1 pseudogene is annotated in these 246 nt (G+C 47.2%); it reads left to right on the forward strand.

What is annotated here, in order from left to right:
- Positions 1-246, forward strand: a pseudogene (locus AAEY78_RS14510) (hypothetical protein); the annotation flags it as partial.

The following is a 246-nucleotide window of genomic DNA, read 5'->3' on the forward strand; positions in this document are numbered from 1 at the left end:
TCCTAATGCGCATCATCCGGACGAGCTATTAACCAGTGACGACTTAGTTGAGCTGCCCGTTAAACGTTTGCCTTTTTCATACGCACGGCGAGCCGGAGTGTTGCTGAGTAAAAATAAAGAGCAGCGCATAGTGTATTACCGTGGCGAACTTGATATTGACGTACTGTTAGAAGTACGCCGTATTGCAGGACATGGTTTTACGCTTGAGCAGCTTGATGATGACAAGTTTGAGCTACTGCTAGAGGC

Origin of the sequence: Psychrobacter sp. 16-MNA-CIBAN-0192, assembly GCF_040309565.1 — a bacterium.
Classification (GTDB): domain Bacteria; phylum Pseudomonadota; class Gammaproteobacteria; order Pseudomonadales; family Moraxellaceae; genus Psychrobacter.